A 23,404-nucleotide genomic window follows, 5' to 3' on the forward strand; every position below is an offset into this window, starting at 1 on the left:
TCCGGACCTCTCAGAACATCTTGCGGCGGCGCACCTTCACGGCGCGTTTCTGGCCGACGCTGAACCGCACTCGCACCGGCACGTTACGGCCACGTCCGAGCCGCGCTCTCAGCGTGCGGCCGCGTCCGGGCAGTGCCCATGACGTGCGGCCGCGTCCGGGCAGTGCCCATGACGTGCGGCTGCGTCCGGGCAGTGCCCGCGGCGTGCCGCTGCGGCGCATCCACACCGCCGCGGCGGCGACGGCGCCCGCGGCGACGATGGCCGCCCCGCCGCGCCGCGCCCTGGTCATCGTCTTCTCCGAACCGGCGGCCTGCCAGGCCGACGCCGCCGCGTCCCGGGCCCTGCCGCGCGCGTACTCCGCCTTCTCCCGGGCGATGGCCTTCACGTCGGCCTTCGCGGCCAGCTGCTCGACCGTCTCGCCGAGATCGTGCCGGGCCCGGTCGACCTCCTGGCGCAGCTCCTCGGTGCCGGCGGCCGCGCCGTGCTTGCCCTGCGTCGTCATCGGTGCGTCGCCCTCTCCTTCAGTTCAGCCACGGCCTGCCTGGCCTCGTCCATCGCCCGTTCGGGCTTGGGCGGGGTGGCGCGCCTGGTCTGCGCGCGGCCGAGCAGGGCCAGCACGCCCGCCACCAGCATCAGGAACCCGCCGATGATCAGCGCGGCGGCCCACACGGGCAGCGCCAGCGCGATCGCGGCGATCGCGGCGGCCAGCAGGGCCCCGATCCCGTACAGGGCGACCAGGCCGGCGCCGCCGAACATGCCGGCCCCGGTTCCGGCATGGCGGGCCTTGTCCTTCAGCTCGGCCGTGGCCAGCCGCAGCTCGGCGCGCATCAGCTCCGACACCTGCTGCGCGGCCTGCCGGACCAGCTCGCCCGTCCCCGCCTCCGGGCGCGCGCCGCGGAACTCCGCGGCGTGCCCGAGTTCCTGCCGGTGCGCGCCCATCGTCCCGGCCTGGCTCTCGCCGTCGTGGCGCTGCCGCACGATGCTCATAGCCTCCAGGCCCCCTCCGCGTCGTGTTACGAAGCCTGGTTGGTGGCGTTCCCTCAGTTCATGGGCTAAACGTGGGCGTGTCCCGACGCGCGGTGATCGATGGACGCGGGGCCGGGGCGGGGGCGTCCGGTCAGCCGCGGCCGACGAACGAGGGCATCGCGGTGGCCATCACCGTCATGAACTGCACGTTGGCCTCCAGCGGCAGGCCCGCCATGTACAGGACGGCGCCGACGACGTGCCGGACGTCCATCACCGGCTCGGGTTTCAGCGACCCGTCCGCCTGCAGGGTGCCCGTGGCGAAGCCGCCGGTCATCTCGGTGGCGGCGTTGCCCACGTCGATCTGCCCGCAGGCGATCCGGTACGGGCGGCCCTCCAGCGACAGCGTCTTGGTCAGCCCGGTGACGGCGTGCTTGCTGGCGGTGTAGGCGGCCGAGCGGGGGCGCGGCGTGTGCGCCGACAGCGACCCGTTGTTGATGATGCGGCCGCCCTGCGGGTCCTGCTCCTTCATCATCCGGAACGCCTGCTGCGCGCACAGGAACGCGCCGGTGAGGTTGGTGCCGATCACCGTGCGCCACTCGTCGTGGGAGAACTCCTCGACGGGCGCGGGCGCGCCGAACACGCCGGCGTTGTTGACCAGCAGGTCGAGGCGTCCCCACCGGTCGCGGACGGCGCCGAACAGATCCTCGACCGAGCCGGGATCGGTGACGTCGGCGGGCACGACCAGCGCCTCCCCGGCGGAGCCGCGCGCCGTCTCCTCCAGGCGTTCCGCGCGGCGCCCGGCCAATGCCACGCGCCAGCCGCCGTCCAGGAGCGCGGCCGCGGTCGCGGCGCCGATGCCCGATCCGGCGCCGGTCACCAGCGCCACCCGTCCGTCCATCGGCGGCCTCCTCTCCGTAGCCGCCTCCATTATCGGCTCAGGCGGTGCTGAGCCAGTGGACGCGGTGGGCCTCGGTCGGGTCGGGCGTCTCCCAGCGGCGGACGAGCCGGTCGATCACCGCGTCCGGGACGGGCGAGGACCGCGCCCGGTTGCGGTCGCGGACCACCCGCGGCGGCGCCTCCAGCGCGACCACCTCGACCCGCCCCCGGTACCCGGCGATGAGGCCGGTGCACAGGTCGCGCTGCGTCCGGGACACGTTGGTGGCGTTCCACACGAACGACCGCCCGGCGCGCAGGTGCTCGCGGGCCAGCTCGTGCGCGGCGGCGGCCACGGCGCGCTGGTCGCCGGCCGGGTCGACGCCCATCTCGGCGCGGAGCCGGTCGAGGCTGACGACGGGCACGTCCGGGCGGTTGGCGGCGATCCAGTGGTCCTTGCCGACGCCAGGCAGGCCGGACAGGACGGTCACGGTGCAGCGCGTGTCGTCGTAGGCGGCGTAGCCGGGGTCGCGGCCCGGCTTGCGGAAGTACCAGAACCGGGCATGGTCGGACGGGAACGCGCGCGGCCCGTCCAGGCACTCCTGCTCGGCGCAGTACTCCCCGTACAGGGCGACGTTGTCGAGCAGTTCCTCGGTGTCGGGGCAGATCCGGCCGAGGATGTCGGCGGACGCCAGCAGCACCAGGTCGTCGTTGCGGGCCAGCAGGCTGACCCGGAACGCGATCTGCTGCAGGTCGGGGCGTTCCAGCGCCCAGAACGGCACCTGGTGGTGGCGGATCAGCGCCGCCACGTGCTCGCGCCACTCGACCGGCGCGCCCAGCTCCCACAGGATGCGGCGGACCATCAGGTCGCCGCGGCGCGAATGGCCGCGGGCGGTGATGCGGCCCTCGTCGTCGATGGCGGTGCAGTGCGGCTTGGCGATGTCGTGCATGAGCACGGTCGTGAACAGGCGGACCCGCTCGTCCGCCGGGCGAGCCCGCCACTGCGGCATCGCCGCCAGCGCCTCGCAGGCCATCCGCGTGTGGACCTCGACGTCGCCTTCGCCGTGGTAGACGGCGTCCTGCGGGACGCCGGCCATGTCACGCACCCAGGCGAAGGCGTCCCGGATCCGCTCCCAGGGGACGGTCCAGTGCGGTGGTGCCGGGCACAGGTCATCGAACACCCGCATACAGCACCTCCGGGTCGGCGAGGCCGTTGGCGACGATCGGCCGGGCCTGCCAGTGGGTTCCCGAGTCGAGGATCGCGGTCAGGAAGCTCGGCCGGACCCACTTGTAGCGGTCGACGGTCTTCCCGTCCTGCTCCACCTTGATGTAGAGGCCCTCCATCTCCTCGGCGGTGTCGGTCTCCTCGGTGACGCGGCCGGGGTCGGCGCCGCCCGCCTCCGCCGCCGCGCGCAGCGCGTCCCGCCACGCCGGGGTGCGGCAGGTGGACGGCCCGGCGTACGCGGTCAGCGCGGCCACGTCCGGCAGCGGCCCCTCATGCAGGACGGGAACCGACACCACGGGTGCGCCGTCCAGCAGCTCACGACGCGCCTCGGTGGACAGGAACGTCCCGTCGGCCTGGTCCAGGACGTCGAACTCGCAGAAATAGTGGGGGAGCGCGTCGTAGAAGACGGTGTGCTTGGCGTACATCCACTCCCCGTACATGACGTACCGATCCCGCAGGTGCTCGCGCAGGACGTGCTGGACGGACGCCGCCCACGCCTTCAACGGCCCGAACTGGCGTTCGCGGGGCCCGCCGGTCAGGTAGTGGCCTCGGCTCTGCAGCCGCAGCTCACCGTCGGCGGTGAAACTGATGCCGGCGTTGGCGCCGTCGAGTTTCTCCTCCACCACCAGGTACCGCCCGGCGATCGCCGTGAACGGCACCGAGGCGAGGTCGTGGTCGCCCGGCTGGAGCCGGGAACCCTCGATGTGCCGGGTCCGGGGGTACTTGCGCAGCATGCCGACCGTTCTAACGAACACCGCCGATCATGCCAACCGGTTTTCGCTCCCTCAGCGGGCCGGGACGACACGGGTGAGGGCGAGCGCGGCCAGCCACAGCGCGACGCTCACCCAGGCGAGGACGTGCAGGCCGGAGGTGAACGCGGGCCGCGGCGCAGGCCCGGCGACCGCCCCGTACACCGCGACGCCGAGCGCCGTCCCGACCTGCCGGGCGGTGTTGTTGAAGCCTCCGGCCAGGCCGGCGTGCTCGGCCGGGACGGCGCGCATCGCGGCGGCGACCACGGCGGTGACGATCAGGCCGTCGCCGATCCCGATGCCGAGCAGCGCCGGAAGCAGCGCGCCGTAGCGGCCGCCGGGTGCGGCGCCGAGCAGGGACAGGGATCCGGCCGCGGCGACGGCGGTGCCGGCGGTGAGCGGCACCCGGGTCCCGAACCGGGCGGTGAGGCGTCCGCTCACCGGGGCCAGCAGCGCCAGCGGAACGGCCATCGGCAGCAGCATCGCCCCGGCCGCCAGCGCGGACCGGTGCCCGGCCTGCTGGAGCTGGAGCGTCGCGACGAACAGCACCCCGTTGGTGACCAGGTTCATGGCCAGCGCGATGCCGCCCGCGCCGAGGAACGCCGGGGCCCGCAGCAGCCCGCCCGGGAACATCGGCGCGGCCGCGCGCCGCTCGGCGGCGACGAACGCCGCCGCGGCGGCCAGGGTGAGGGCGGCGGTGACGGCGGCCGTCTCCCGGTGGCCGTGGCCGGCGGCGATGACCGTCCAGACCAGGCCGCCGAGGGTGAGCGGCGCCAGGACCATCCCCGCGCGGTCGAGGGGGACGTCCCGCCCGTGCGGCCCGCCGGGTTCGCGGACGAGCGCGCGGACGCCGGCGATCGCCGCGGCCGTGATCGGGACGTTCAGCAGGAAGATCCACCGCCAGCCGATCGTGTCGACCAGCAGCCCGCCCAGCAGCGGCCCGGCCGGCAGGGCGGTGGAGGAGATGCCGGCCCACACCCCGAGCGCCCGGGCCTGCTCGGCGCGCCCCGGGTAGAACGCGGTGATGAGGGCGAGGCTGCCGGGCAGTAGCAGCGCGGCACCCGCCCCCTGGGCGACGCGCGCCGCGATGAGGGGCCCGGCCCCGGGCGCGGCGCCGCAGGCCAGCGAGGCGAGCCCGAACAGGCCGAACCCGAGCATCGTCATGCGGCGGTGCCCGATCCGGTCGCCGAGGGCGCCGCCGCCGAGCAGCAGCCCGGCGATCGCGACGGCGTATCCGTCCACGACGCCCTGCAGGCCGGGCAGGCCGGTGCCGAGCGCCCGGCCGATGCCGGGCAGGGCGACGTTCACGATCGTCACGTCCAGCAGCACCAGGAACATTCCCGCGCACAGGATCGCGAGCATGGCGCCGCGACGGGGTACGGTCCCCGTCTCGCGGGCGCCGGGACGGTCGGTGGCTTGCGTCGTGGAACCCATGCCTCCACGGTGGCCCGGGGACGTTTCGGCGTGGCTCGAACCGTCCGCGCCCCCTGTTCGTGCCCGGCCCGTCGGCGGCGGGTCAGCCGGCGGCGACGCGGGCGATCGCGCCCGTCTCCAGCGCCACCCACAGGGCGCCGTCCGGGCCGGGCGCGATACCGTGCGGCTCGCATCCGGGCGTGGGCAGCGGGTGCTCGTCGATGCGGCCGCCGGTGGTGATGCGGCCGACGTGGGCGGTGCCCCATTCGGTGAACCACAGGTCCCCGCCGGGGCCGGTGACGATGGCGTGCGGACGGGCGCCCCGGTCGGGCAGCGGGAACTCGGTGACCTTCCCGTCGGTGGTGATCCGCCCGATGTGCGCGGTGCCGATCGCGGCGAACCAGAGCGCGCCGTCCGGCCCGGCGGTGATGCCGACCGGCGCGGACCCCTCGGTGGGCAGCGCGTGGACGGTGACGTCGCCGTCCGGGGAGATCCGGCCGACGGCGTTGCCCTGGTTGAGGGTGAACCACAGTGCCCCGTCCGGCCCGGCCGTGATCATCGACGGCATGGTGCCGTCGCCGGGGACCGGATGGGAGGTCAGCCGCCCGTCCACGGTGATCCGGCCGATGCCGCCGGTGTGCATCTGGGTGAACCAGAGGGCGCCGTCGGGTCCGGCCGCGATTCCGCACGGGCCGCAGCCCTCGGGGGCGGCGAACCGCGTGACCTCGCCCGCGGTGCTGATCCGGCCGATGGCGTGGTCCTGGAACGCGGTGAACCACAGTGCGCCGTCCGGGCCCGCCGTGATGATCATCGGGCCGGCGGGGACGGGCCCGTGCAGGACCAGGTCCCCGCCGGGTGTCATCCTGGCGATCCGGCCGGCGTGGACGAGCGTGCACCAGAGCGCGCCGTCCGGGCCGGCGGTGATGCCGTACGGGCCCGCGTCCGGGTCGCAGACCGTGAACTCCTTGATCGTGGCGTAAGAACCCTGCGGCATGAATCGTCCCCCCTCGTCCCTCAAGTGCTGTTTCCTCCCAGCGTCGAGGTTAACGCAACCTGTGTTGCGTTACGATCGGAACGTGACGTCCTGCCGAGAACACCGGGCCGCCGGGTGACCGCGGCCGGGCCCGGGACCGTCCGCCCCGGCGGCCGCACCGCGCGGGTGCGCGACGCCGTCCGGGAGGCCACGCTCGCCGAACTGTCCGAGCACGGCTACCGGGGACTCACCGTGGAGGGCGTCGCGGCCCGCTCCGGGGTGCACAAGACCACCGTCTACCGGCGCTGGGGGAACGCCGACGGCCTCATCGCCGACGCCCTCGACCGCGCCGCCGACGAACCGTGGCCGGTCCCCGACACCGGCACCCTCGCCGGCGACCTGCGCGACCTCGCCCGGCTCGTCCTGCACGGCTTCACCGACCCGGCCGAGGGCCCGGTCGCCCGCGCGTTCGTGCTGGCGGCCGCGCAGAGCGGCGACGCCGCCCGCGCCCTGCACGCCTTCCTCGCCCGCCGCAACGAGCAGGCCGCCGTCCTCGTCGAACGCGCGGCCGGGCGCGGTGAGGTCCCGGCCGGGACGGACGCGGCCGAGGTCGTCCGCATCACCGTCGCCCCCCTCTACTACCGGCTGTTCATCACCGGCGAGCCGGTCGACGAGGCAGCCGCCGACCACGCAGCCGCGGCCGCCTGCGCCGCCGCCCGCTCCGGCGCCCTCACCCGCGGGCCGGAACCAGCCTCCTGATCGTCATCGGCTCGGCGAGGATCCGCCCCAGCACCCGCTCGGCGTGCAGGAAATGGGGCGTGGCGAAGTGCTCGTCGAGAGCCTCCCCGTCCGTCCACTCCTCCACGATGACCATGCGGCCGGGACGGTTCGGGTCGGCGTACGGGCGGTAGGCGAGGCAGCCGGGCTCATCCAGGGACGGCTCGATCATCGCCTCCAGGGCGGTGCGCAGGCGGTCCTCCTGCCCGGGCGAGGCCAGGCATTCGGCGACGACGGTCAGCGACATGACGGTGCTCCCTTCCGGTCTCACGGACGGGCCGGGCCGGTGCCCGCGCCCGAGTCGGTGATCGCCGCGGCGATCTCGTCCAGGTCGGCGGAGGTCAGCTCCACGGCGCCCGCACCGACCCAGCCGTCGACCTGCGCCGCCCGGCGCGCGCCCACGATCGCGCCCGTGACACCGGGCCAGGCCAGCACCCAGGCGATGGCGACCTCGGCGACCGTGGCGCCGTGCCGTGCGGCGACGGGCCGCAGCGCCCCGGCCAGCCGCAGGTTGGCCTTCAGCCCGGTGGTGAAGTCGGCGTGCGCGGCCCGCCAGTCGTCGGGCGGCAGCTCCGCGGCGCGCTCGGCGGTGAACGCGCCGGTCAGCAGCCCGGACTGGAGCGGCGAGTAGACGATCACGCCGGTCCCGCGGTCGCGGGCCCAGGCGATCTCCGCGGCGGCGGACCGGTTCACCGCCGAGAACGGCGGCTGGATCGCGTCCACGTGCGCGACCTTCTCCGCGGCCTCCAGCAGGGCGGGCGGGTGGTTGGACAGCCCGATCGCACGGACCTTGCCTTCCGCCTTCAGGTCGGCCATGACCTGCCAGTACTCCTCCAGGGGCGTCGCGTTCGGCGACACCGCGCCGCCGCCGTCGCCGGCGTACTCCAGGGACTCGCCGGTGTCGGGCCAGTGCACCTGGTAAAGATCGATCCGTTCGACGCCGAGACGCCGCAGCGAGTCCTCGACCTCGCGGCGCACGCTGGCGGGCTTCATGATCCGGCGCGGCGGAGCCTGCGGGTCGTCCGGGTCCCAGACCAGACCGGCCTTGGTGAACAGCAGCGGCCGGTCCGCCTCCGGCAGGCCGGCGACGGCCTTGCCGACCAGTTCCTCGGAGTGCCCCAGCCCGTACACGGCGGCGGTGTCGATCCAGTTGACGCCCGACTCGACCGCGTGCCGGATCGCGGCGACCGACTCGGCGTCGTCGGTGGCGCCCCAGCCGAACCGCCAGCCTGAGCCCGCCACCGCCCAGGAGCCGAAGCCGACGCTGGAGATGTTCATGCCTGTCTCGCCCAGAGGGCGTGTGCTGATCGTTTGCATGCCACTGAGCCTGGTCGGGTGGAGCGCGTCCACCCAGTTGCGGCCGATGCCTAGGCACGGCGTGACCAGGCTCCGGCCCGCCCGCGCCGTCGTGGCCACGCGATAATCGGGGCATGGCATTGGACAGGCGCGCCGAACTGGGGGAGTTCCTGCGGTCCCGCCGGGCCCGGCTGCGGCCCGAGGAACTGGGGCTGCCCGACTACGGCGGCCGCCGCCGCGTCCCCGGCCTGCGCCGGGAGGAGCTGGCGCAGCTGGCCGGGGTGAGCGTGGACCACTACGTCCGGCTGGAGCAGGGCCGCACACTGCACTTCTCCGAGGCGGTCCTGGACGCCGTCGCCCGCGCGCTCCGGCTCGGCGATGTGGAGCGCGAGCACCTGTACCGGCTGGCGCGGCCCTTCACCGGACCGGCGGAGGACGAACCGCAGCTGGTCCGGCCGGGCCTGCGGCGGCTACTGGACTCGACCGGCGACGTCCCCGCCTACATCGTCGGCCGCAACACCGACGTCCTGGCCTGGAACGACCTGGCCGCCGCGCTGATCACCGACTTCGGCGCGCTGCCGCCCGCAGAACGCAACCTCGCCCGCCTGGTGTTCCTGGACGACGGCATGCGCGGCCTCTACGCCGACTGGCGCGGCAAAGCGGAGGACGTGGCCGCCTACCTGCGGCTGGACGCGGGACGCCACCCGGGCGACCCGTCCACCCAGGCGCTGGTGGACGAACTGTCGGTGGCGAGCCCGGAGTTCCGCGAGATCTGGTCCGAGCACCGCCTGAAGGACAAGACCCACGGCCGCTATGTGTACCGGCATCCGGTCGTCGGCCTGCTGGACCTGGGGTTCGAGACGCTGCGCCCGGCCGACGACCCCGACCAGGCGCTGATCGCCCACACCGTGGAAGAGGGCTCCCCGTCCCACACGGCGCTGCGTCTGCTGGCGTCCTGCACCACGACCGCGCCCGTCGCCCGGCCGTAGCCGGCGCCCTTCCGGCGCCTCGCGAGACGGACGCCCGAACCGCGCGTCCGCACATCCCACCGGTTTCCTGGCGAGGCGATGTCGAGAATCGCTCGTCCGCTCCGACCAACGCATGACACGTGATGCGGACCGGAGGGAAACCGATATGGGGCATACCGATATGGGTCACAAGGAGCAGGACGTCGACGGCGCGCCCGCAGGGACGCGCGAATGGCTCGCGCTGGCCTTGCTGGCGTTGCCGACACTGCTGATAGCCATGGACCTGACGGCGCTGTTCCTGGCGCTGCCGCGGCTCAGCTCCGACCTGGGCGCGAGCGGCGCCGAGCAGCTGTGGATCAGCGACGCCTACGGGTTCATGGTCGCCGGGTTCGTGATCACCATGGGCACGCTCGGCGACCGGATCGGCCGGCGCCGCCTCCTGCTCACCGGTGCCGCCGCGTTCGCCGCCGTGTCGGCCGTCGCCGCCTTCGCCCCCGACCCGAGGACGCTGATCCTCGCCCGGGCGCTGCTGGGCGTGGCGGGCGCGACCCTGACGCCCTCGACGCTGGCGCTGATCACCGACATCTTCCGCGACGAGCGCCGCCGCGGGAAGGCCATCGCCATCTGGGCGACCTGCCAGTTCACGGGCGGGGCGTTCGGCCCTGTACTGGCCGGGATCCTGCTCCAGCGCTTCTGGTGGGGGTCGGTGTTCCTGGTCGCGGTGCCCGTCATGCTCCTGATCCTTGCCGCCGGCCCGGTTCTGCTGCCCGAGTTCCGGGACCGGTCGGCCGGACGGATCGACCTGGTCAGCGTCGGCCTCTCTCTGGCCGCCGTGCTGCCGATGGTGTACGGGCTGAAGCAGCTCACCGTCGCCGACGCCCACGACAAGCTCACCCCGCTCGTCGCGATCCTCGCCGGGGGAGTGCTCGGCGGCGTCTTCGTCCGGCGTCAGCTGACGCTCGCCCACCCGCTGCTCGACCTGCGGCTGCTGCGCAACCGTCCGCTGGCCGCGGTCCTGACCGCCCTGGTCTTCGCGGGCGTCGCCATGGCGGGGACGGGCCTGATGGTGACCCAGTATCTGCAGAGCGTGCTGGGCTACTCGCCGCTCGCCTCGGCCGTGCTGTTCGCGCCGATGGGGCTCGCCGTCGCGGCCGGGACGATGATCGCGCCCGTGCTCGTCCGGCGGATGAGGCCGGCCACCGCGATCGCCTCCGGGCTGGCGGTGTCGGCGGCGGGCTGCCTCCCGCTGGCCCTGGCCGGCGGGTATCCGGCCGTCGCCGTGGGCATCACCGTCCTGGCGCTGGGCACCGGCCCGCTCTTCGCGCTGGGGACCAGCCTGGTGGTCGGGTCCGTTCCGCCCGAACGGGCCGGATCGGCGGCCTCGATGTCGGAGACCGGCAACTACCTCGGCGGGTCGCTGGGGCTGGCCGTCATCGGCGCGATCGGCGCCTCCGTCTACCACGCCCGGATGGACCACGCCGCGGGGGCGGCGGCCCGCACGCTCGCGGGTGCCGTCGCCGAGAGCGGCCACCTGCCGCCCCCACAGGCGAGCGCGCTGCTGCACGACGCCCACGCAGCGTTCACCACGGGCCTGCACGTCACCGGGCTCATCGCCACCGCGATCTTCGCCCTGCTCGCCGTGCTCGTCGCGACGTCCGGCAGGACCGGCGCGTCGCCCGGGGTCCCGGCCGGCGAACCTGAAGCCCGGCACGCCTTCGGGTGATCCCCGCCGGACGTCAGGCCGGTGCGGGCGCCGTCCACTCCTGGTCCTCCCAGGCAGGGTCCAGGGGTGTGTGAGCGACGTGGTTGGTGTAGTTGGACAGCGTCTTCATGCCGATCCCGAGGACGATGTCCAGAACGTGGCGACGGGTGTAGCCGGCGGCCAGGAACGCCTCGACCTCCTCGTCGCCCGCCCAGCCTCGACGCGTGACCATGACGTCGGTGAAGCGGCGGGCGGCCTCCAGCGCGGGATCGTCCAGGGCACGCCCGGCGCGCAGCGCCGCCACGACCTCGGCCAGGACGCGGGACCGCAACGCCAGTGTGGAGTGCGCCGCCACGCAGTACTCGCAGCCGTTCAGCACGCTGGCGGTGATCCACACGACGTGCTTGGCGTTCCTGGGCAGCGACGACCTGCCGAACAGCTCCGACAGGGCGTTGTAGCCGGCCAGCAGTTCCGGCGACTCGGCCATCACGCCGTTCAGAGTGGTGACGAATCCCATCCGCTTCTTGGCCGCCTCCAGCTGCGGGCGGGCCTCCTCGGGGGCGTCGGTCTCGTCGTACACGATGAACTCGGCCATTTTCATCTCCTTCAGGGGTTGCCGGGGGAGGACGTGAGGGAGCGGAGTGCGGCGTCCACCGTGGCGGACAACTCGCCCGGCTCGGCGCCGGCGCGGGAGCGGAGGTTCACGCCGTAGGCCAGCAGTGCCAGCATCTGAGCGGTGGGGCCGACTTCCAGGCCGTCGCGGAGCTGCCCCTGGTCGCGAGCGGCCTGCAGGGCGGTCCGCATGGCGGCGCTCAGCGCCTCATGGTGAGCGTCGAGCACTTCCCGTTCGCCGGCGCCGGCGTCTTGAGCCGCGTGCGCGTTGGACACCATGCAGCCCCAGCGCGCGTGCTCGCCGGAGCACCGCGCGGTGACGAGCCCGTCGAAGAACGCGGCGATCCCCGGCAGGCCGCGCCCGTCGGAGGCGAGCCGGTCGAACACCGGACGCGAGTGGTGATCGACGTAGCGGCGCAGCGCGGCGGTGTACAGCTGCTGCTTGCCGCCGAACGTCGCGTACAGGCTCGACCGGCTGATCCCGGTCTCCGCCACCACCTCCGCGATCCCGGTGGAGGCGGCCCCGCGCCGCCAGAACAGCCGCACCACCCGGTCGAGGACGGCGTCGGGATCGAAGTGCTTGACGTCCGGCATCTCCCGCACCCTCCAACTTGGAATGACTGTTCCAAGATTGGCATGCGAGCACGCACGTGCGCAAGAGGAGGCGGCCAGGGCGGACGGTCAGTCGAGCCCGGCGTCGTGGGCGAGCAGGGCGATCTGGGTGCGGTTGTCCAGGTCGAGCTTGGTCAGGACGCTGGAGACGTGCGCCTTGACCGTGGCCACGCTCATGAACAGCTCCACGGCGATGTCGGCGTTGGAGCGTCCCCGGGCGATCGCCAGGACGACCTCGTTCTCGCGGGGGCTGAGCCGGGCGAGCGCCGCGCGGGCCCGCTGGTGCGCGCCGGCCTCCACCGCCGCGCGGTCCATGAGGCGGCGGGTGACGCGCGGCGACAGGATCGGGTCGCCGGCGGCGACCTGCCGCACGGCGTGCACGATCTGGTCCGGCGGGGTGTCCTTCAGCAGGAACCCGCTGGCGCCGGCGCGCAGCGCGTGCAGGATGTTCTCGTCGGAGTCGAACGTCGTCAGTACGATGACCTCCGGCGGGTTCGGCCGCGCCCGAAGCCTGCGGGTCGCGGTGATGCCGTCCACGCGGGGCATCCGCAGGTCCATCAGGACGACGTCGGGGGCGTGCGCGTCGGCCGCGGCGGGCACCTCGTCGCCGTCGGCGGCCTCACCGGCCACCGAGATGCCGCCCGTCCCGTCCAGCATCATCGACAGCCCGGCGCGGACGAGCGCGTCGTCGTCCACGATCAGCACGCGCAGGGGCGGGTTCACGCGGGCCATGGTAGCCAGGCGCGCAGCCGGAACTCACCCGCGGCGGCCTCGTGGTCGAGCACCCCGCCGGCCAGCCGGACCCGCTCGGTCAGCCCGACCAGTCCCGTCCCGCTGCCGGGCGCCAGCGGCCCCGCATCGTCCTCGGGCAGCGGGTTGCGGATGTCGATCACGAGGCGGGAGCCGGGCCGTCCCTCCAGCACCACCCGGACGGGACGCCCCCCGGCGTGCTTGCGGGCGTTGGTCAGCCCCTCCTGCACGACCCGGTACGCGGTGCGCCCGGCCGACGGTGGAAGCGAGGACGCGCCAGTCGTCTCGTCGCGCAGTTCCACCCGAGTGCCCGCGTCGCGGGACTCCTCCACCAGCCGGGGCACGTCGTCCAGGACGGGCTGCGGCCGGTCCTCCTCGGCCGCGTCCTCGGTGCGCAGCAGCAGGATGACCTCGCGCAGCTCGTCCAGCGCCTGGTGCACCCCGGCGCGGACCACCCCGGCGGCCTGGGACAGCTTCTCCGGCGGCGCGTCCGGACGGTACTCCAGCGCGCCCGCGTAGGTGGCCAGCAGCGACAGCCGGTGCGCGAGGACGTCGTGCATCTCCCGGGCGATCCGGGTCCGCTCCATCATGCGGGCCTCGGCGACCCGGCGGCCCTGCTCGGCCTCCGCGCGGCGGGCGCGCTCACGGAGCGACTCCAGCAGGTCGCGGCGCGCCCGCGCCAGCGCGCCCCAGCCGATCAGCGCGGCGTACCCGAGCGAGATCAGCAGCAGCCACCAGCCGAAGGAGATCCCGCCGCTCGGCTGCCACAGCCCCTGGACGACGTGCGCCGCGACCCCCGCCACGCCCACCCACGCGGCAAGCCGGAACGGGCGCCGCTGGGCGACCTGAACCGCGCCCATCGTGGCCGGCGGGGTCGCGGCCGGTGACAGCGCCGCCAGCACGGTGAGCGCCAGCGTCACGGCGACCGGACGCCACACCAGCAGCGGGGACAGCAGCAGGCTCGCCACGCCGACCGCGATGTCGAGGGCCAGCAGGCCGCCCACGTCCGCGGTGAAACGGCCCCAGACCGTCGCCGTGATCAGCGCGCCCGCGGTGACCGCGACGACGCCGGCGGCGGCGGGCGCGCGCCGCAGGGCGCCGGGTCCGGGCTGGTCAAGGGTCGTTTCGTCCACCGGACCGAGGTTAGCCGCGGGGGCCGGCGGCGCGACACCGACCAAAGTCGGTGCCCGCCCGTTCCGCGGTCGGAGCGGCTCTCGCCGAGCGCCCGATGCCGCCGGCCCGCTCCGGGGGCGACGCTTCCTGCCAACAGCCGCAAGGAAAAGGAGAGGCACATGTTCCGGGAGAACCTCGCACGGCGTGGACTGACCGTCGCGGGAGCCACCGCCGCCGCCCTCGCCCTCTGGGTGCTGACCGGCCCGGTGGCCGGTCTGGACCCGTCCACCGAGACCGGCGGTGAGGTCCGCCCGGTCGGGGCGGGCGCCGTCGTCGCGGGCGGCCTGATCGCCGGGCTTGCCGCCTGGGGGCTGCTCGCGCTGCTGGAACGGACCGTCGCCCGGCCGGGACGGGTCTGGACCGTCACCGCCATGGCCGTCCTCGTCCTGTCGATGACCGGGCCGCTCGGCAGCGCCGGCGACGGCGCCTCCATGGCGATCCTGACCGGAATGCACCTGGTCGTCGCGGCGGTCCTGATCCCCGGCCTCGCCCGATCGGCGCGGCCGGCCCGAACCTAGGGTCCCGGCTCGGGGGCGGCGGGGAAGAGGGGCCGGTCAGGGGCGGGCAGCCACCGGCTTCCGGCGGCGAAGGGACGGTAGCGGTCCTTCACGTGGGCGATGAGCAGCGGCAGCGACGGGTGGCGGTTCGCCTCGTGCCACATGAGGGACCACGGGTACACCGGCGTGGGGTCGGTGACGGAGATCTGGACGACGTCCGGGTGCCCGGGAAACTGGGTCTTGTTGCCGAAGGTGATGAGGTCCGGTGAGGCTCCGATCCTCTCCATGATGTGGTCATGGCCGAAGACGGGCCCGGAGGTGTCGATCTGGACGCCGAACTCTGCGCTGAGGAGGCGGTAGTACTCCTCCCATTCGCTGTCGCGGGCGTTGCCCGGCATCCAGGCCGTCAGGCCTGAGAGTTCCTCCATCGGCACACGCCTGCGCCTGGCGAGCCTGTGTCGGCGGCCGACAAGGATGGGGATCGGCTCCAGGCAGGCTGGGATGCGCTCGATCCCCGGAGGGAGTACGCCCGTGGCCCGGCCGAACGCCGCGTCGACCGAGCCGCCGGCGAGCGCCGTCGATCGTGGGACGGCGCCGCGGGAGACGACGATGTCGACGTCGACGTCGCCGGCCTCGTAGAAGTCCCGGACCATGGCGATCGATGCCGCGGCGCGGGCGAGCACGTCGATGCGCAGGGCGCGGCGGTGTGCGCGGAGCATCGCGGTGGCCTGGTCGGCGAGGCTGATCAGTGCCCGGGCGTGCGGGAGGAAGGTCGCGCCGTCCCCGGTCGGCCTCGCACCGGCGCGGGAGCGGTGCACCAGCGGTACGCCCAGGTCGGATTCCAGCCTGGCGATCCGTTTGGACACGGCCTGCTGAGTCACGCCCAAACGGTCGGCCGCCTCGGTGAAATGCCCGTCGTCGACGACGGCGAGGAAGGCCCGGACGGCGCCGAGGTCCAGCTCCATTCACCACTCCTGGTTGTCATCTGGAGGCCTGTCCGTTGTGGATTTTACGGGCCAGAGTTCAGTTTGACGGGCGTCTGCGACAACCGCCAGGAGTACGAGTGACCTCGCCAGATGACCGCGGTCGGGTCTCGTTGGCGGGAGGCCGGCCGGTTCTCAGCGAGATCCCGTCTCTAGTGTCGAGAATGTGGCGCCCGCTCCGTCCCAGGGACAGGAGCGGCCACGAAGGGCCGCGCGACGACCGACGGCCCGTTCGCCGAGACCAAGGACCTCATCGCCGGCTGGTACATCATCGACGTGGACTCGTGGGATCGCGTGGTCGAGCTGGCCGGGGAGCTGTCCGCCGCTCCCGGACCCCGCCGGCCTCGGCCGTCGCGCTGACCCTGCGCGCGGTCGGTGGATTGACCACGCGGCAGATCGCGGCGGCACACCTGGTCCCCGAGGCGACGATGGCGCAGCGGATCGGCCGGGCCAAGCGCCGGATCGCGGGGCAGCCGCTCGACCGGCCCGGCGATCTCGGGACGGTGCTGCGCGTCCTCTACCTCGTCTTCAACGAGGGGTACGGCGGAGACGTCGACCTGGCGGCCGAGGCGATCCGCCTCACCCGCCAGCTCGCCCGTCCGGCCGACGATCCCGAGGTCGCGGGGCTGCTCGCGCTCATGCTGCTGCACCATGCGCGCCGCGCCTCCCGCACCGGCCCGGGAGGCCGCCTGGTGCCACTCGGCGAGCAGGACCGATCGCGCTGGGACACCGGCCTGATCACCGTGGCGATCCTGCAGGCCGCGCTGGCCCGCGACCGGCTGGGCGAATACCAGGCACAGGCCGCGATCGCCGCCCTGCACGCCGACGCCCGGACCGCCGCCGAGACGGACTGGGTGCAGATCGTGGAATGGTACGACGAACTGCTGCTCCTCACCGGCAGCCCGGTGGTGGGACTCAACCGCGCAGTGGCGGTCGGGGAGGCCGACGGGCCCCAGGCCGGCCTGGCGGCACTGGCCGACGTGGGCCCTGACCTGCCCCGTTACGCCGCGGTGACGGCATACCTGCACGAACGCGCCGCCGAACTGTACGCCGAGGCCGCCAACGCCGCCGCCGGCATCCCGGAGCCCAACCACCTCACACGGAAGGCCGCACGGGTGCGGCAACTACTGCGTCCCTGAGCCCGGCGAGCTGATGCGGTACGAGGACAGCCACCGGCTCTGTTTCCCTCCTGGCCTGCGGCTCGCTATGGCCTCAGGCATCGTGAGCCGTCCACGCGAAACGCCGCGCCATCACGCCCAGGGGCGGCGACGCCGGGCCATGCATAGCCGTCGCCGCCGTGACCGGCCGGCGTGCTGTGGCGCCGCCGTGGCCTCGCGCTGTACACATAGGGGATGGTCAACCGCCGTCCCACACTCGAGCAGGTCGCCGCACGGGCGAAGGTGAGCCGAGGCACCGTGTCCCGGGTGGTCAACGGCGACGGCAAGGTGAGCGCGCGGACTCGCGCCGCGGTACTCCAGGCGATCGACGAAGTCGGCTACGTGCCGAACCGCGCGGCGCGCATGCTGGCCGCCCGGCGTACCGGCACGGTCGCGCTGGTCATGTCGGAGGAACGGGGACGGCCGTTCGAACAGCCCTACTTCGGCCACATCGTGCGCGGAATCAGCTCCGCCGTGACCGCGGCCGAAACGACGCTGACGCTGACGTTCACCCAATCGCCCGCCGGCCGCGCGGACCTCGCCGACGCTCTACGCGCGCAGCGGGTGGACGGCGTGGTGATGGTCTCGCTGATCCGCGAGGACCCGCTTCCCAGCCTGCTGGAGCGCTACGGCGTTCCCGTCGTGCTGGGAGGCCGGCCGCACGACTCCGGTGCCGCACGGCCGGACTACGTGGACGCCGACAACCGGGGCGGAGCCCGACGGGCCGTCGAGTACCTCATCGGACAAGGCCGCCGCCGCATCGCCACGATCGCGGGTCCGCAGGACACCTCCGTCGGCGTCGACCGCCTCGCCGGTTACCGGGAGGCGCTGTCCGGCGGCCGGGAACTGGTGGCCCACGGTGATTTCAGCGAGTCCGGAGGTGCCGGGGCGATGCTGCGGCTACTGGACCTGGAGCCGTCGCTGGACGCGGTGTTCGCCGCGTCCGACAACATGGCGCTCGGCGCACTCCGCGTGCTGGAGCGGCACGGACGGCGCGTCCCCGACGACGTCGCGGTCGTCGGATTCGAGGACGCGGGCGCGGAGCGGCGTGCCCAGCCAAGGCTCACCACCGTGCACCAGCCCACCGAGACGATGGGCCGGCGGTCGGCGGAGCTGCTGCTCAGCCGGATCCGCGGCATACCCGTAGCGGACGCACCGGTCATCTGCGACACCCGCCTGGTCGTCCGCGAGTCGGCCTGACCGCGCATCGGCCCATGGTGCCGGCGCCGGAACGACCGCTGATCAACGCGGTCCCGAGCGAGCCGCCCGTCGCCCGCGTTCTCGCAGACCGAAGCTGCTCAGCGCAGTACGGCCGCCAGCAGGTCGGCCCCCAGCGCCGTCACATAGGGCAGATTGACGGTGTAACGGACGTAACGACCGTGCCGCTGGGCCGTGAGCAGGCCCGCGCGGCGCAGGACGGCAAGGTGGCGGGAAACTTCCGGGGGTGAAAGTTCCCAGGCGTGGGCCAGCTCACCGGTGGTGTGCGGGCCGCGGGCCAGGGTGCGCAGCAGCCGCAGCCGTACCGGATGCGCGAGTGCCTCCAGCCGTAGCGTGACCGTTTCCAGCGATACCGGCTCCGATGGGCTCGGCTCGGCGACGGGGTACTGCACCACCGGATGCCACCCGGGCGCGTGGACCGCCACCAGGTGCGGGCGGCCGAAGACGCTGGGGAGGAAGGTGACCCCGGTGCCGTGGGCGGCGGTCGCATTGTCCTGCAGCTTGTCCACGATGATGCAGTTGCCGTCCGGCGCCAGGGTGACGGCGCTGGAGACTGACGCGAGTGCCGCCCCGATGCCCTGGCGCTTCAGCAGGTCGTTCTTCAGGCGCAGGTCGGTGGCGAGTTGCACGGCGACGCCCGTCCAGGCGGCGTCGAAGAAGGCCTCGGCGCACTGTTCGAGGGTGTGACGCATCCGCGCCCGCACGGCCGCGGGGTCCGCGAGCAGCCGTTCCGCGAAGGCCTCTTGGAGCGCGCCGCGGGCCTGGGCGAGGTCCAGGGCCCGCTCGCGCGCCGCCGCGTCGGCGAGCGGTGACGGGGCGGCGAAGTGGACCCGGTTGCTGCCGCACGTGGTGATGAGGGCGGCGGTCACATAGGTTTCATCGTCGATCCGGTCCACATCGTCCAACTCCTCGGCGAGGGTCGGCCGGGGACGAGCGGGGACCAGGAAGTCGGCTCGTGAGGAACGCCAGAGGAACTCCGCCTCCCTGAGCCGCTCGGCCAGCTCCGGCCGCAGCCCGGCCCAGACGTCCCCGGCCCAGCCGGCGAGCTGCGGATGATGCCCGGGTTCGGCCAGCACGTGCAGCATCGCGGTCAGCTCGGCCAGCGGGGAGGCAGCGAACCGCACGCGCCCGGACGGCACGCCGCCGATGTCGATCCTCAACGTCACCCCCTCATTCTCGCTGGTCGGATGGCCGACGACCCCGTCGATTGACGGTGTTCGTCAACCGACGCGGCCGGCCCGGCGGCCGAACGCACCGTTGACGCCATGGCAACCACCACCAAGATCCGGCCGCGCGCCTTCGTCCGCGCCTCCGGAGGCCCCCGCTATGCCGTCGCCTTGGCCGTGGACGCGCTGGGCACCGGCCTGCTGCGGCCCTTTCTGCTGCTCTACGGCGTGACGGTACTGAGGCTGTCCGCGCCGGTCACCGGCACCGCCATGACGGCCGGCATCGTCGCGGGTCTGGTGTGCATGCCCGCGGTGGGCCGGTGGCTGGACCGCGGCGCACGCAGCACGGTCGTGGCGGCGTCGATGCTGGTGCGGGTGCTGGGCGTGGCGCTGCTGCTGGCGGCCCCGGCGGGGCACGTCTGGCTTTTCGCGGCGGCGGCGCTCTTCCTCGGCATCGGCAACCAGGCATGGCCTGCCGCCCACGCCGCGCTCGTGGCCACGGTCGCCCACGGCCGAGAACGCGACACCGCCCTCGCCGGGGCCCGCGCCCTGCGCAACGCCGCCCTGGGCGTCGGAGCACTCCTCGCCACCGTATGCCTGGCGGGCGGCACCACCGCACTGCGGGCGCTGGCGGCTGTCACCGCGCTCGCCTACCTTGCCGCAGCCGCCTTGGCGTGGTCGGTTCACGTGCACGCACATCCAGCGGACGCCGCCCTGGCCAAGGACCGGGACGACGAGCCCGCACCCCGGATGCTCGCGCTACTTGCCGCCAACGTGGTCTACGTCTTCTGCCTCAACGTCCCCGAGATCGCGATCCCTCTGGTCCTGGTGACGCAGTTCCACGCATCCCCGGTGTGGCCTGCAGCCGTCTTCGTGGCCAACACGGCGCTGGTCGTCACCCTGCAGGTGCCGGTCACCGTCCTGATGTCCCGCTTCTCCCGGCGGACCGTGCTGGCCCTCTCCGGCGCGGTGCTCGCCGCGTCCTACCTCGGCTTCCTCGCGGCCACCTCACTGGGACACGGCTGGGGTACCCCGGCCGTCGCCGCCGTGTCCGTGGTCTGCACCATCGGCGAGATCATCTACGCCGGCAGCGCCACCGCGCTCGTCACCGCACTCGCTCCGGCCCATGTCCTGGGACGTGCCCTCGCTCGTTTCCAGCTGTCCACAGGCTTCGGCCTCGCCGTCTCCCCGGCGGTCATCACCGCTCTCGCCTCCCGCGGCCCGGCCGCCCTCTGGGGCAGCCTCGCCGCTGCGACGCTCCTCTCCGCCTACGCCGTCGCCACCTAGAAGCATCAAGAAACACGGCCCAGCGGTCGCTGCCGCCGAGCGCAAGCAGGTACCGGAAGCTTGTGGCCGGGCAACACCAGCCTCTGCCGGCCGATGCCGCTTGGGCGTAGGCCCGGTCTGTCCTCGCTCACATGCCCCTCGCCCCGTCGATGCGTTCGCGGAGCAGGTCTGCGTGACCGTTGTGCCGGGCGTACTCCTCGATCATGTGGATGAGCACCCAGCGCAGCGAGACCCGCCCGCGCCAGGCGTCGTGACCCTCGACGTCAAGGTGAGGCGCCGCGGCGACGTAGGCGTCGGCGAAGGCCACCTCCTCCCGCCAGGCCCGCCAAGCGCCGACGATGACCTCGGGGTCCGGTGCGGCGCCGTCGAAATCGCCGTCGGGGTTTTCGGTGGACGAGAAGCGGGGGGACGCGTTCTGGCCGGCCAAGACCGTTCTGAACCAGCGGCGCTCGACGTCGGCCAGGTGCCGGACCAGGCCCAAGAGCGACAGCGTGGACGGCTCGACCGGGCGCCGGGCCAGCTCGGCGTTCAGACCCGTGCACTTCAGCTCCAGCGTCGCCCTCTGCGCGGCGAGGACATGGGCGATTAGCGTCCGCTCATCTCCGACGGCGGGGAAGGCGTATCGGCTGGATTCCTCGGCGCCGAAGAACTCGCTTCTCCTGCGGCGCGTCGTGTCGTCCATCTCGGCCTTTCTGACTCTGGTCGGAACTCGTCCGGATCAGTGCCAGGATCCGGAGATCGCGCGCGCCTGCACGACGCGTTCGATCCGATCTGCATCAGGGGCTTGAGAAGCATCCGGGCAAGTTGAAGGTCGACGAATGCCCCGGCCTGCGGACGCCCTTGGACTAGATGCGTTCGGGCGACACGCTGACCGTCGAGGAAGACGACCGGCTCGGCCGTCGGCGTCGTCCGTGACGAAACCTCGTGGAGCGCGTGCTCTGAGGATGTGGTTTCGGCGTTTGCCGGTTCGGGCCGATGCTCAGCTCAGGCGGGCTCGCAGGAGGCAGAATTCGTTGCCTTCGGGGTCGGCCAGGCAGTGCCAGGACTCCTCGCCGGTCTGGCCGATGTCGACCGGGCGCGCCCCGAGCTTCAGGAGACGTTCGAGTTCGGCGTCCTGATCGCGGTCGGTGGCGCTGACGTCGATGTGCAGCGGCAGCTTGCCCGCCTTGGGCTCGGTGGTGGGGCTGAGGACCAGAGTCGGCTGCAACCCGCCGAACCCTTCCCGTGGTCCGATCTCCACCGCGCCGTCTTCGATGTCGAGCACGATGAAGTCCAGCACCTCGCACCAGAACTCCGCCAGCCGTTGCGGATCCCGGCAATCGATCACCAGCTCGGAAATACGACAAGCCATGATCGGCACCCTACGGGGCATCAACCGCGCGCAGCCAGTTCTTTGACGGCCCAGGGCCGCGACGTGGGTTCCAGCCGGGCCGATGGGGTTCGTCACGTGGTCAAAGGTTTGTGGCCCAGACCAGAGCTTGGTCGATTGAGCCGCGGGTGAGGCCGGTTGAGGGATCGATGGTGATGAGGAGGGTGGGTTCGGGGCGGTTGTCGGCCCAGGTGTGGGCTTGGGGGGTGTGGAGGTCGTCGATCCATGCGGTGGGGCGGTGGCGGGCCAGCCGGGCGACGATTGGGACCTTGCCGCTGGGGTGAAAGGGGATGGGCGGCATGGTGAGGACAGGTAATGGGGCAATACCGAGCAAGGGGGCCAGAAGACGGTTGGCGTTGTCGTTCCAGCCGGTCGCCCATGTGACGTCGTAAACGCGGGTGAGCTCGGTGATCCAGATGCCATGTTCGGCGTTGACCAAGACGGGGTCGTCGTCTTCTGGGAATAGGCGATGATCGGTGAAGCCGGTCGGGCGGCTGCTGTAGCCGTAGGGATTGAGGACTCCGTCGACGTCGAGGAGGAGCAGGGGCCGCGTCATCCTGAGATTGTTCCCGCCAGGCGACCCGGGTGCGGGGGTCGTGGAACCGCACACGGGATCCCCTGAACGATCCGTTATCGTGCGCTGCGTATCCCAAGAATGTATATCGCAGTGAGCGCAACGGCTCGGTCTTCGTCATGTGACAGATCTGCGAGGGCACGTGACGTCGTGATTCCCGGGATATCCGCGAGCGCTTGTGTCAGCCGTTGACGTGCAGACGATCCAATGGTGCGGCGGGCGAGGCGGTCAACGAGCCCGGTAGCGATCTGATCCGCCAACGCGGGATGGCTCGCCAGCGCGCTCAGTGCATCGGCTGCATCGGCATCGTTCGTCCCCTCGACGATCATGTCGATCAGCGTCGGGACGGCGTCGGCCACTCCACGTGCCCCGAGCGCCACGGCTGCATGCTCGCGGACCACGATGTCGGGGCTCGTGAGGGCGTCCTGCAGAAGTGCGGTCGCCTCACCGTTCGGAATCTCGGCGATGGACTGGACGGCACGTTTCCGCACCTCGGCCATCGGTGAGCCGAGGCCATCCGCCAGCAGCGCCAATCCGGCGTCGCCCGATTGCGCCAGAGCCCATCGAAGGGCTCCGGCGACGTTCGGGTCCGTCTCGCTCAGCGCCGCCTCGACCAGTGCTTCCACTGGCACCCGAACCTTTTCGCCTGAGGACAGGGCCGCGCGCTGGCGCTTTCCAGCGCTCTCCGACCCCAATGCCTGGAGGAGCGCAACGATCTGGAGGACGTCCTCCCAGCCGGCGGGTTCCGCGGCACCGATCCGGCGGAGACGCGTGAGCAGCTCCGTCTCACCTGCGATGCGTTCTCGAGTCTGGCGGATGAGGTCGTCGACGAGTTCCGAGGGCCTGAAGCCGGGATCATCGAGCGCGCGCCTGACTTCACGCAGCGACAGTCCCAATGACCGCAGGCTCTCTATATGGAAGATCCGCCGGATGTCCTCGCTGGAGTACTCCCGATAGCCGGCGTCGGTACGCCCCGTTGGCCGCACCAGGCCGAGCGAATCGTAATGCCTGAGCATGCGGGCGCTGACCCCGGACCGTCGTGCCACTTCACCGATCAACACTGC

Annotated in this window: 25 protein-coding genes and 2 pseudogenes; 8 read left to right on the forward strand and 19 right to left on the reverse strand. The window is 73.0% G+C overall.

Annotation, left to right across the window (positions count from 1 at the left end):
* Nucleotides 1-10 precede the first annotated feature (10 nt).
* From ACQPZP_RS22150 to ACQPZP_RS22180, 7 genes are all read right to left on the reverse strand, one after another.
* The gene (locus ACQPZP_RS22150; RefSeq protein ID WP_433479503.1) at nt 11-502 is read right to left on the reverse strand and encodes a DUF3618 domain-containing protein; all 492 of its coding nucleotides are present in this window, start codon (nt 500-502) and stop codon (nt 11-13) included.
* On the reverse strand, nt 499-987 hold the full coding sequence (locus ACQPZP_RS22155) for a phage holin family protein (protein ID WP_433479504.1): 489 nt from the start codon (nt 985-987) through the stop codon (nt 499-501). Before ACQPZP_RS22155 ends, ACQPZP_RS22150 begins: the two co-directional genes overlap by 4 nt.
* Before the next feature lie 130 nt (nt 988-1,117).
* Complete coding sequence (locus tag ACQPZP_RS22160) at nt 1,118-1,864, reverse strand: SDR family oxidoreductase (RefSeq protein WP_433479505.1); 747 nt, start codon at nt 1,862-1,864, stop codon at nt 1,118-1,120.
* Between the two features lie 37 nt (nt 1,865-1,901).
* Nucleotides 1,902-3,026 (reverse strand): AAA family ATPase, encoded by a 1,125-nt coding sequence (locus ACQPZP_RS22165; RefSeq protein ID WP_433479506.1) that lies wholly within the window; start codon nt 3,024-3,026, stop codon nt 1,902-1,904.
* Complete coding sequence (locus tag ACQPZP_RS22170; RefSeq protein WP_433479507.1) at nt 3,010-3,798, reverse strand: RNA ligase family protein; 789 nt, start codon at nt 3,796-3,798, stop codon at nt 3,010-3,012. Before ACQPZP_RS22170 ends, ACQPZP_RS22165 begins: the two co-directional genes overlap by 17 nt.
* A gap of 51 nt (nt 3,799-3,849) precedes the next feature.
* Nucleotides 3,850-5,247, reverse strand: coding sequence for an MFS transporter (locus ACQPZP_RS22175; RefSeq protein WP_433479508.1), 1,398 nt, complete (start codon nt 5,245-5,247; stop codon nt 3,850-3,852).
* An 82-nt stretch (nt 5,248-5,329) separates the two neighbouring features.
* Entirely contained in the window at nt 5,330-6,220 is an 891-nt protein-coding gene (locus tag ACQPZP_RS22180) for a Vgb family protein (protein ID WP_433479509.1), read from the reverse strand.
* Between the two features lie 114 nt (nt 6,221-6,334).
* On the opposite strand from ACQPZP_RS22180, the gene ACQPZP_RS22185 reads away from it, so the two are divergent.
* Nucleotides 6,335-6,958, forward strand: a complete 624-nt coding sequence (locus ACQPZP_RS22185) for a TetR/AcrR family transcriptional regulator (protein ID WP_433479510.1) — start codon at nt 6,335-6,337, stop codon at nt 6,956-6,958.
* Here the strand turns inward: ACQPZP_RS22185 and ACQPZP_RS22190 are convergent.
* Both ACQPZP_RS22190 and ACQPZP_RS22195 read right to left on the reverse strand, forming a co-directional pair.
* Nucleotides 6,930-7,223, reverse strand: a complete 294-nt coding sequence (locus tag ACQPZP_RS22190; RefSeq protein ID WP_433479511.1) for a putative quinol monooxygenase — start codon at nt 7,221-7,223, stop codon at nt 6,930-6,932. The genes ACQPZP_RS22185 and ACQPZP_RS22190 overlap by 29 nt on opposite strands.
* 20 nt (nt 7,224-7,243) lie before the next feature.
* Nucleotides 7,244-8,254 carry an aldo/keto reductase gene (locus ACQPZP_RS22195; RefSeq protein WP_433479512.1) on the reverse strand — a complete coding sequence of 337 codons (1,011 nt, stop codon included), beginning with the start codon at nt 8,252-8,254 and terminating at the stop codon, nt 7,244-7,246.
* Nucleotides 8,255-8,406: 152 nt separating this feature from the next.
* Between ACQPZP_RS22195 and ACQPZP_RS22200 the strand changes: the two genes are divergently transcribed.
* Nucleotides 8,407-9,261, forward strand: a complete 855-nt coding sequence (locus ACQPZP_RS22200; protein WP_433479513.1) for a helix-turn-helix transcriptional regulator — start codon at nt 8,407-8,409, stop codon at nt 9,259-9,261.
* A gap of 145 nt (nt 9,262-9,406) precedes the next feature.
* The gene (locus ACQPZP_RS22205) at nt 9,407-10,963 is read left to right on the forward strand and encodes an MFS transporter (protein ID WP_433479514.1); all 1,557 of its coding nucleotides are present in this window, start codon (nt 9,407-9,409) and stop codon (nt 10,961-10,963) included.
* A gap of 13 nt (nt 10,964-10,976) precedes the next feature.
* On the opposite strand, the gene ACQPZP_RS22210 is transcribed toward ACQPZP_RS22205, so the two are convergent.
* The 4 genes from ACQPZP_RS22210 to ACQPZP_RS22225 all read right to left on the reverse strand — a co-directional run bounded on the left by ACQPZP_RS22210 (nt 10,977) and on the right by ACQPZP_RS22225 (nt 14,049).
* The gene (locus ACQPZP_RS22210) at nt 10,977-11,537 is read right to left on the reverse strand and encodes a carboxymuconolactone decarboxylase family protein (protein ID WP_433479515.1); all 561 of its coding nucleotides are present in this window, start codon (nt 11,535-11,537) and stop codon (nt 10,977-10,979) included.
* An 11-nt stretch (nt 11,538-11,548) separates the two neighbouring features.
* The gene (locus ACQPZP_RS22215) at nt 11,549-12,148 is read right to left on the reverse strand and encodes a TetR/AcrR family transcriptional regulator (RefSeq protein WP_433479516.1); all 600 of its coding nucleotides are present in this window, start codon (nt 12,146-12,148) and stop codon (nt 11,549-11,551) included.
* Nucleotides 12,149-12,235: 87 nt separating this feature from the next.
* Nucleotides 12,236-12,898, reverse strand: coding sequence for a response regulator (locus tag ACQPZP_RS22220; protein ID WP_433479517.1), 663 nt, complete (start codon nt 12,896-12,898; stop codon nt 12,236-12,238).
* A complete protein-coding gene (locus ACQPZP_RS22225; protein WP_433479518.1) occupies nt 12,886-14,049 on the reverse strand; it encodes a sensor histidine kinase in 1,164 nt (387 codons plus the stop codon). Before ACQPZP_RS22225 ends, ACQPZP_RS22220 begins: the two co-directional genes overlap by 13 nt.
* A gap of 159 nt (nt 14,050-14,208) precedes the next feature.
* Between ACQPZP_RS22225 and ACQPZP_RS22230 the strand changes: the two genes are divergently transcribed.
* The gene (locus ACQPZP_RS22230) at nt 14,209-14,607 is read left to right on the forward strand and encodes a DUF6069 family protein (RefSeq protein WP_433479519.1); all 399 of its coding nucleotides are present in this window, start codon (nt 14,209-14,211) and stop codon (nt 14,605-14,607) included.
* Here the strand turns inward: ACQPZP_RS22230 and ACQPZP_RS22235 are convergent.
* Nucleotides 14,604-15,551, reverse strand: coding sequence for a LysR family transcriptional regulator (locus ACQPZP_RS22235; RefSeq protein WP_433479520.1), 948 nt, complete (start codon nt 15,549-15,551; stop codon nt 14,604-14,606). The two genes, ACQPZP_RS22230 and ACQPZP_RS22235, sit on opposite strands and share 4 nt — an antisense overlap.
* Before the next feature lie 237 nt (nt 15,552-15,788).
* Between ACQPZP_RS22235 and ACQPZP_RS22240 the strand changes: the two are divergent.
* The 3 genes and pseudogenes from ACQPZP_RS22240 to ACQPZP_RS22250 all read left to right on the forward strand — a co-directional run.
* Nucleotides 15,789-15,929: pseudogene (locus ACQPZP_RS22240) on the forward strand (YciI family protein); the annotation flags it as partial.
* Nucleotides 15,908-16,708: pseudogene (locus tag ACQPZP_RS22245) on the forward strand (DUF6596 domain-containing protein); the annotation flags it as partial. The pseudogenes ACQPZP_RS22240 and ACQPZP_RS22245, both read left to right, overlap by 22 nt.
* A gap of 213 nt (nt 16,709-16,921) precedes the next feature.
* Entirely contained in the window at nt 16,922-17,926 is a 1,005-nt protein-coding gene (locus ACQPZP_RS22250) for a LacI family DNA-binding transcriptional regulator (protein ID WP_433479521.1), read from the forward strand.
* A gap of 98 nt (nt 17,927-18,024) precedes the next feature.
* On the opposite strand, the gene ACQPZP_RS22255 is transcribed toward ACQPZP_RS22250, so the two are convergent.
* Entirely contained in the window at nt 18,025-19,110 is a 1,086-nt protein-coding gene (locus ACQPZP_RS22255) for a DUF5937 family protein (protein WP_433479522.1), read from the reverse strand.
* Between the two features lie 99 nt (nt 19,111-19,209).
* On the opposite strand from ACQPZP_RS22255, the gene ACQPZP_RS22260 reads away from it, so the two are divergent.
* Entirely contained in the window at nt 19,210-20,397 is a 1,188-nt protein-coding gene (locus tag ACQPZP_RS22260) for an MFS transporter (RefSeq protein ID WP_433479523.1), read from the forward strand.
* 127 nt (nt 20,398-20,524) lie between these two features.
* Here the strand turns inward: ACQPZP_RS22260 and ACQPZP_RS22265 are convergent, their stop codons facing one another.
* The 4 genes from ACQPZP_RS22265 to ACQPZP_RS22280 all read right to left on the reverse strand — a co-directional run bounded on the left by ACQPZP_RS22265 (nt 20,525) and on the right by ACQPZP_RS22280 (nt 23,401).
* Nucleotides 20,525-21,079, reverse strand: coding sequence for a DinB family protein (locus ACQPZP_RS22265; RefSeq protein ID WP_433479524.1), 555 nt, complete (start codon nt 21,077-21,079; stop codon nt 20,525-20,527).
* Nucleotides 21,080-21,376: 297 nt separating this feature from the next.
* Nucleotides 21,377-21,748: a VOC family protein gene (locus tag ACQPZP_RS22270; protein ID WP_433479525.1), complete on the reverse strand. Its 372-nt coding sequence runs from the start codon at nt 21,746-21,748 to the stop codon at nt 21,377-21,379.
* Nucleotides 21,749-21,848: 100 nt separating this feature from the next.
* Complete coding sequence (locus ACQPZP_RS22275; RefSeq protein WP_433479526.1) at nt 21,849-22,322, reverse strand: HAD domain-containing protein; 474 nt, start codon at nt 22,320-22,322, stop codon at nt 21,849-21,851.
* Between the two features lie 74 nt (nt 22,323-22,396).
* Nucleotides 22,397-23,401 carry a HEAT repeat domain-containing protein gene (locus ACQPZP_RS22280; RefSeq protein WP_433479527.1) on the reverse strand — a complete coding sequence of 335 codons (1,005 nt, stop codon included), beginning with the start codon at nt 23,399-23,401 and terminating at the stop codon, nt 22,397-22,399.
* Nucleotides 23,402-23,404 lie beyond the last annotated feature (3 nt).

Source organism: Spirillospora sp. CA-142024, assembly GCF_050942325.1.
GTDB lineage: Bacteria > Actinomycetota > Actinomycetes > Streptosporangiales > Streptosporangiaceae > Spirillospora.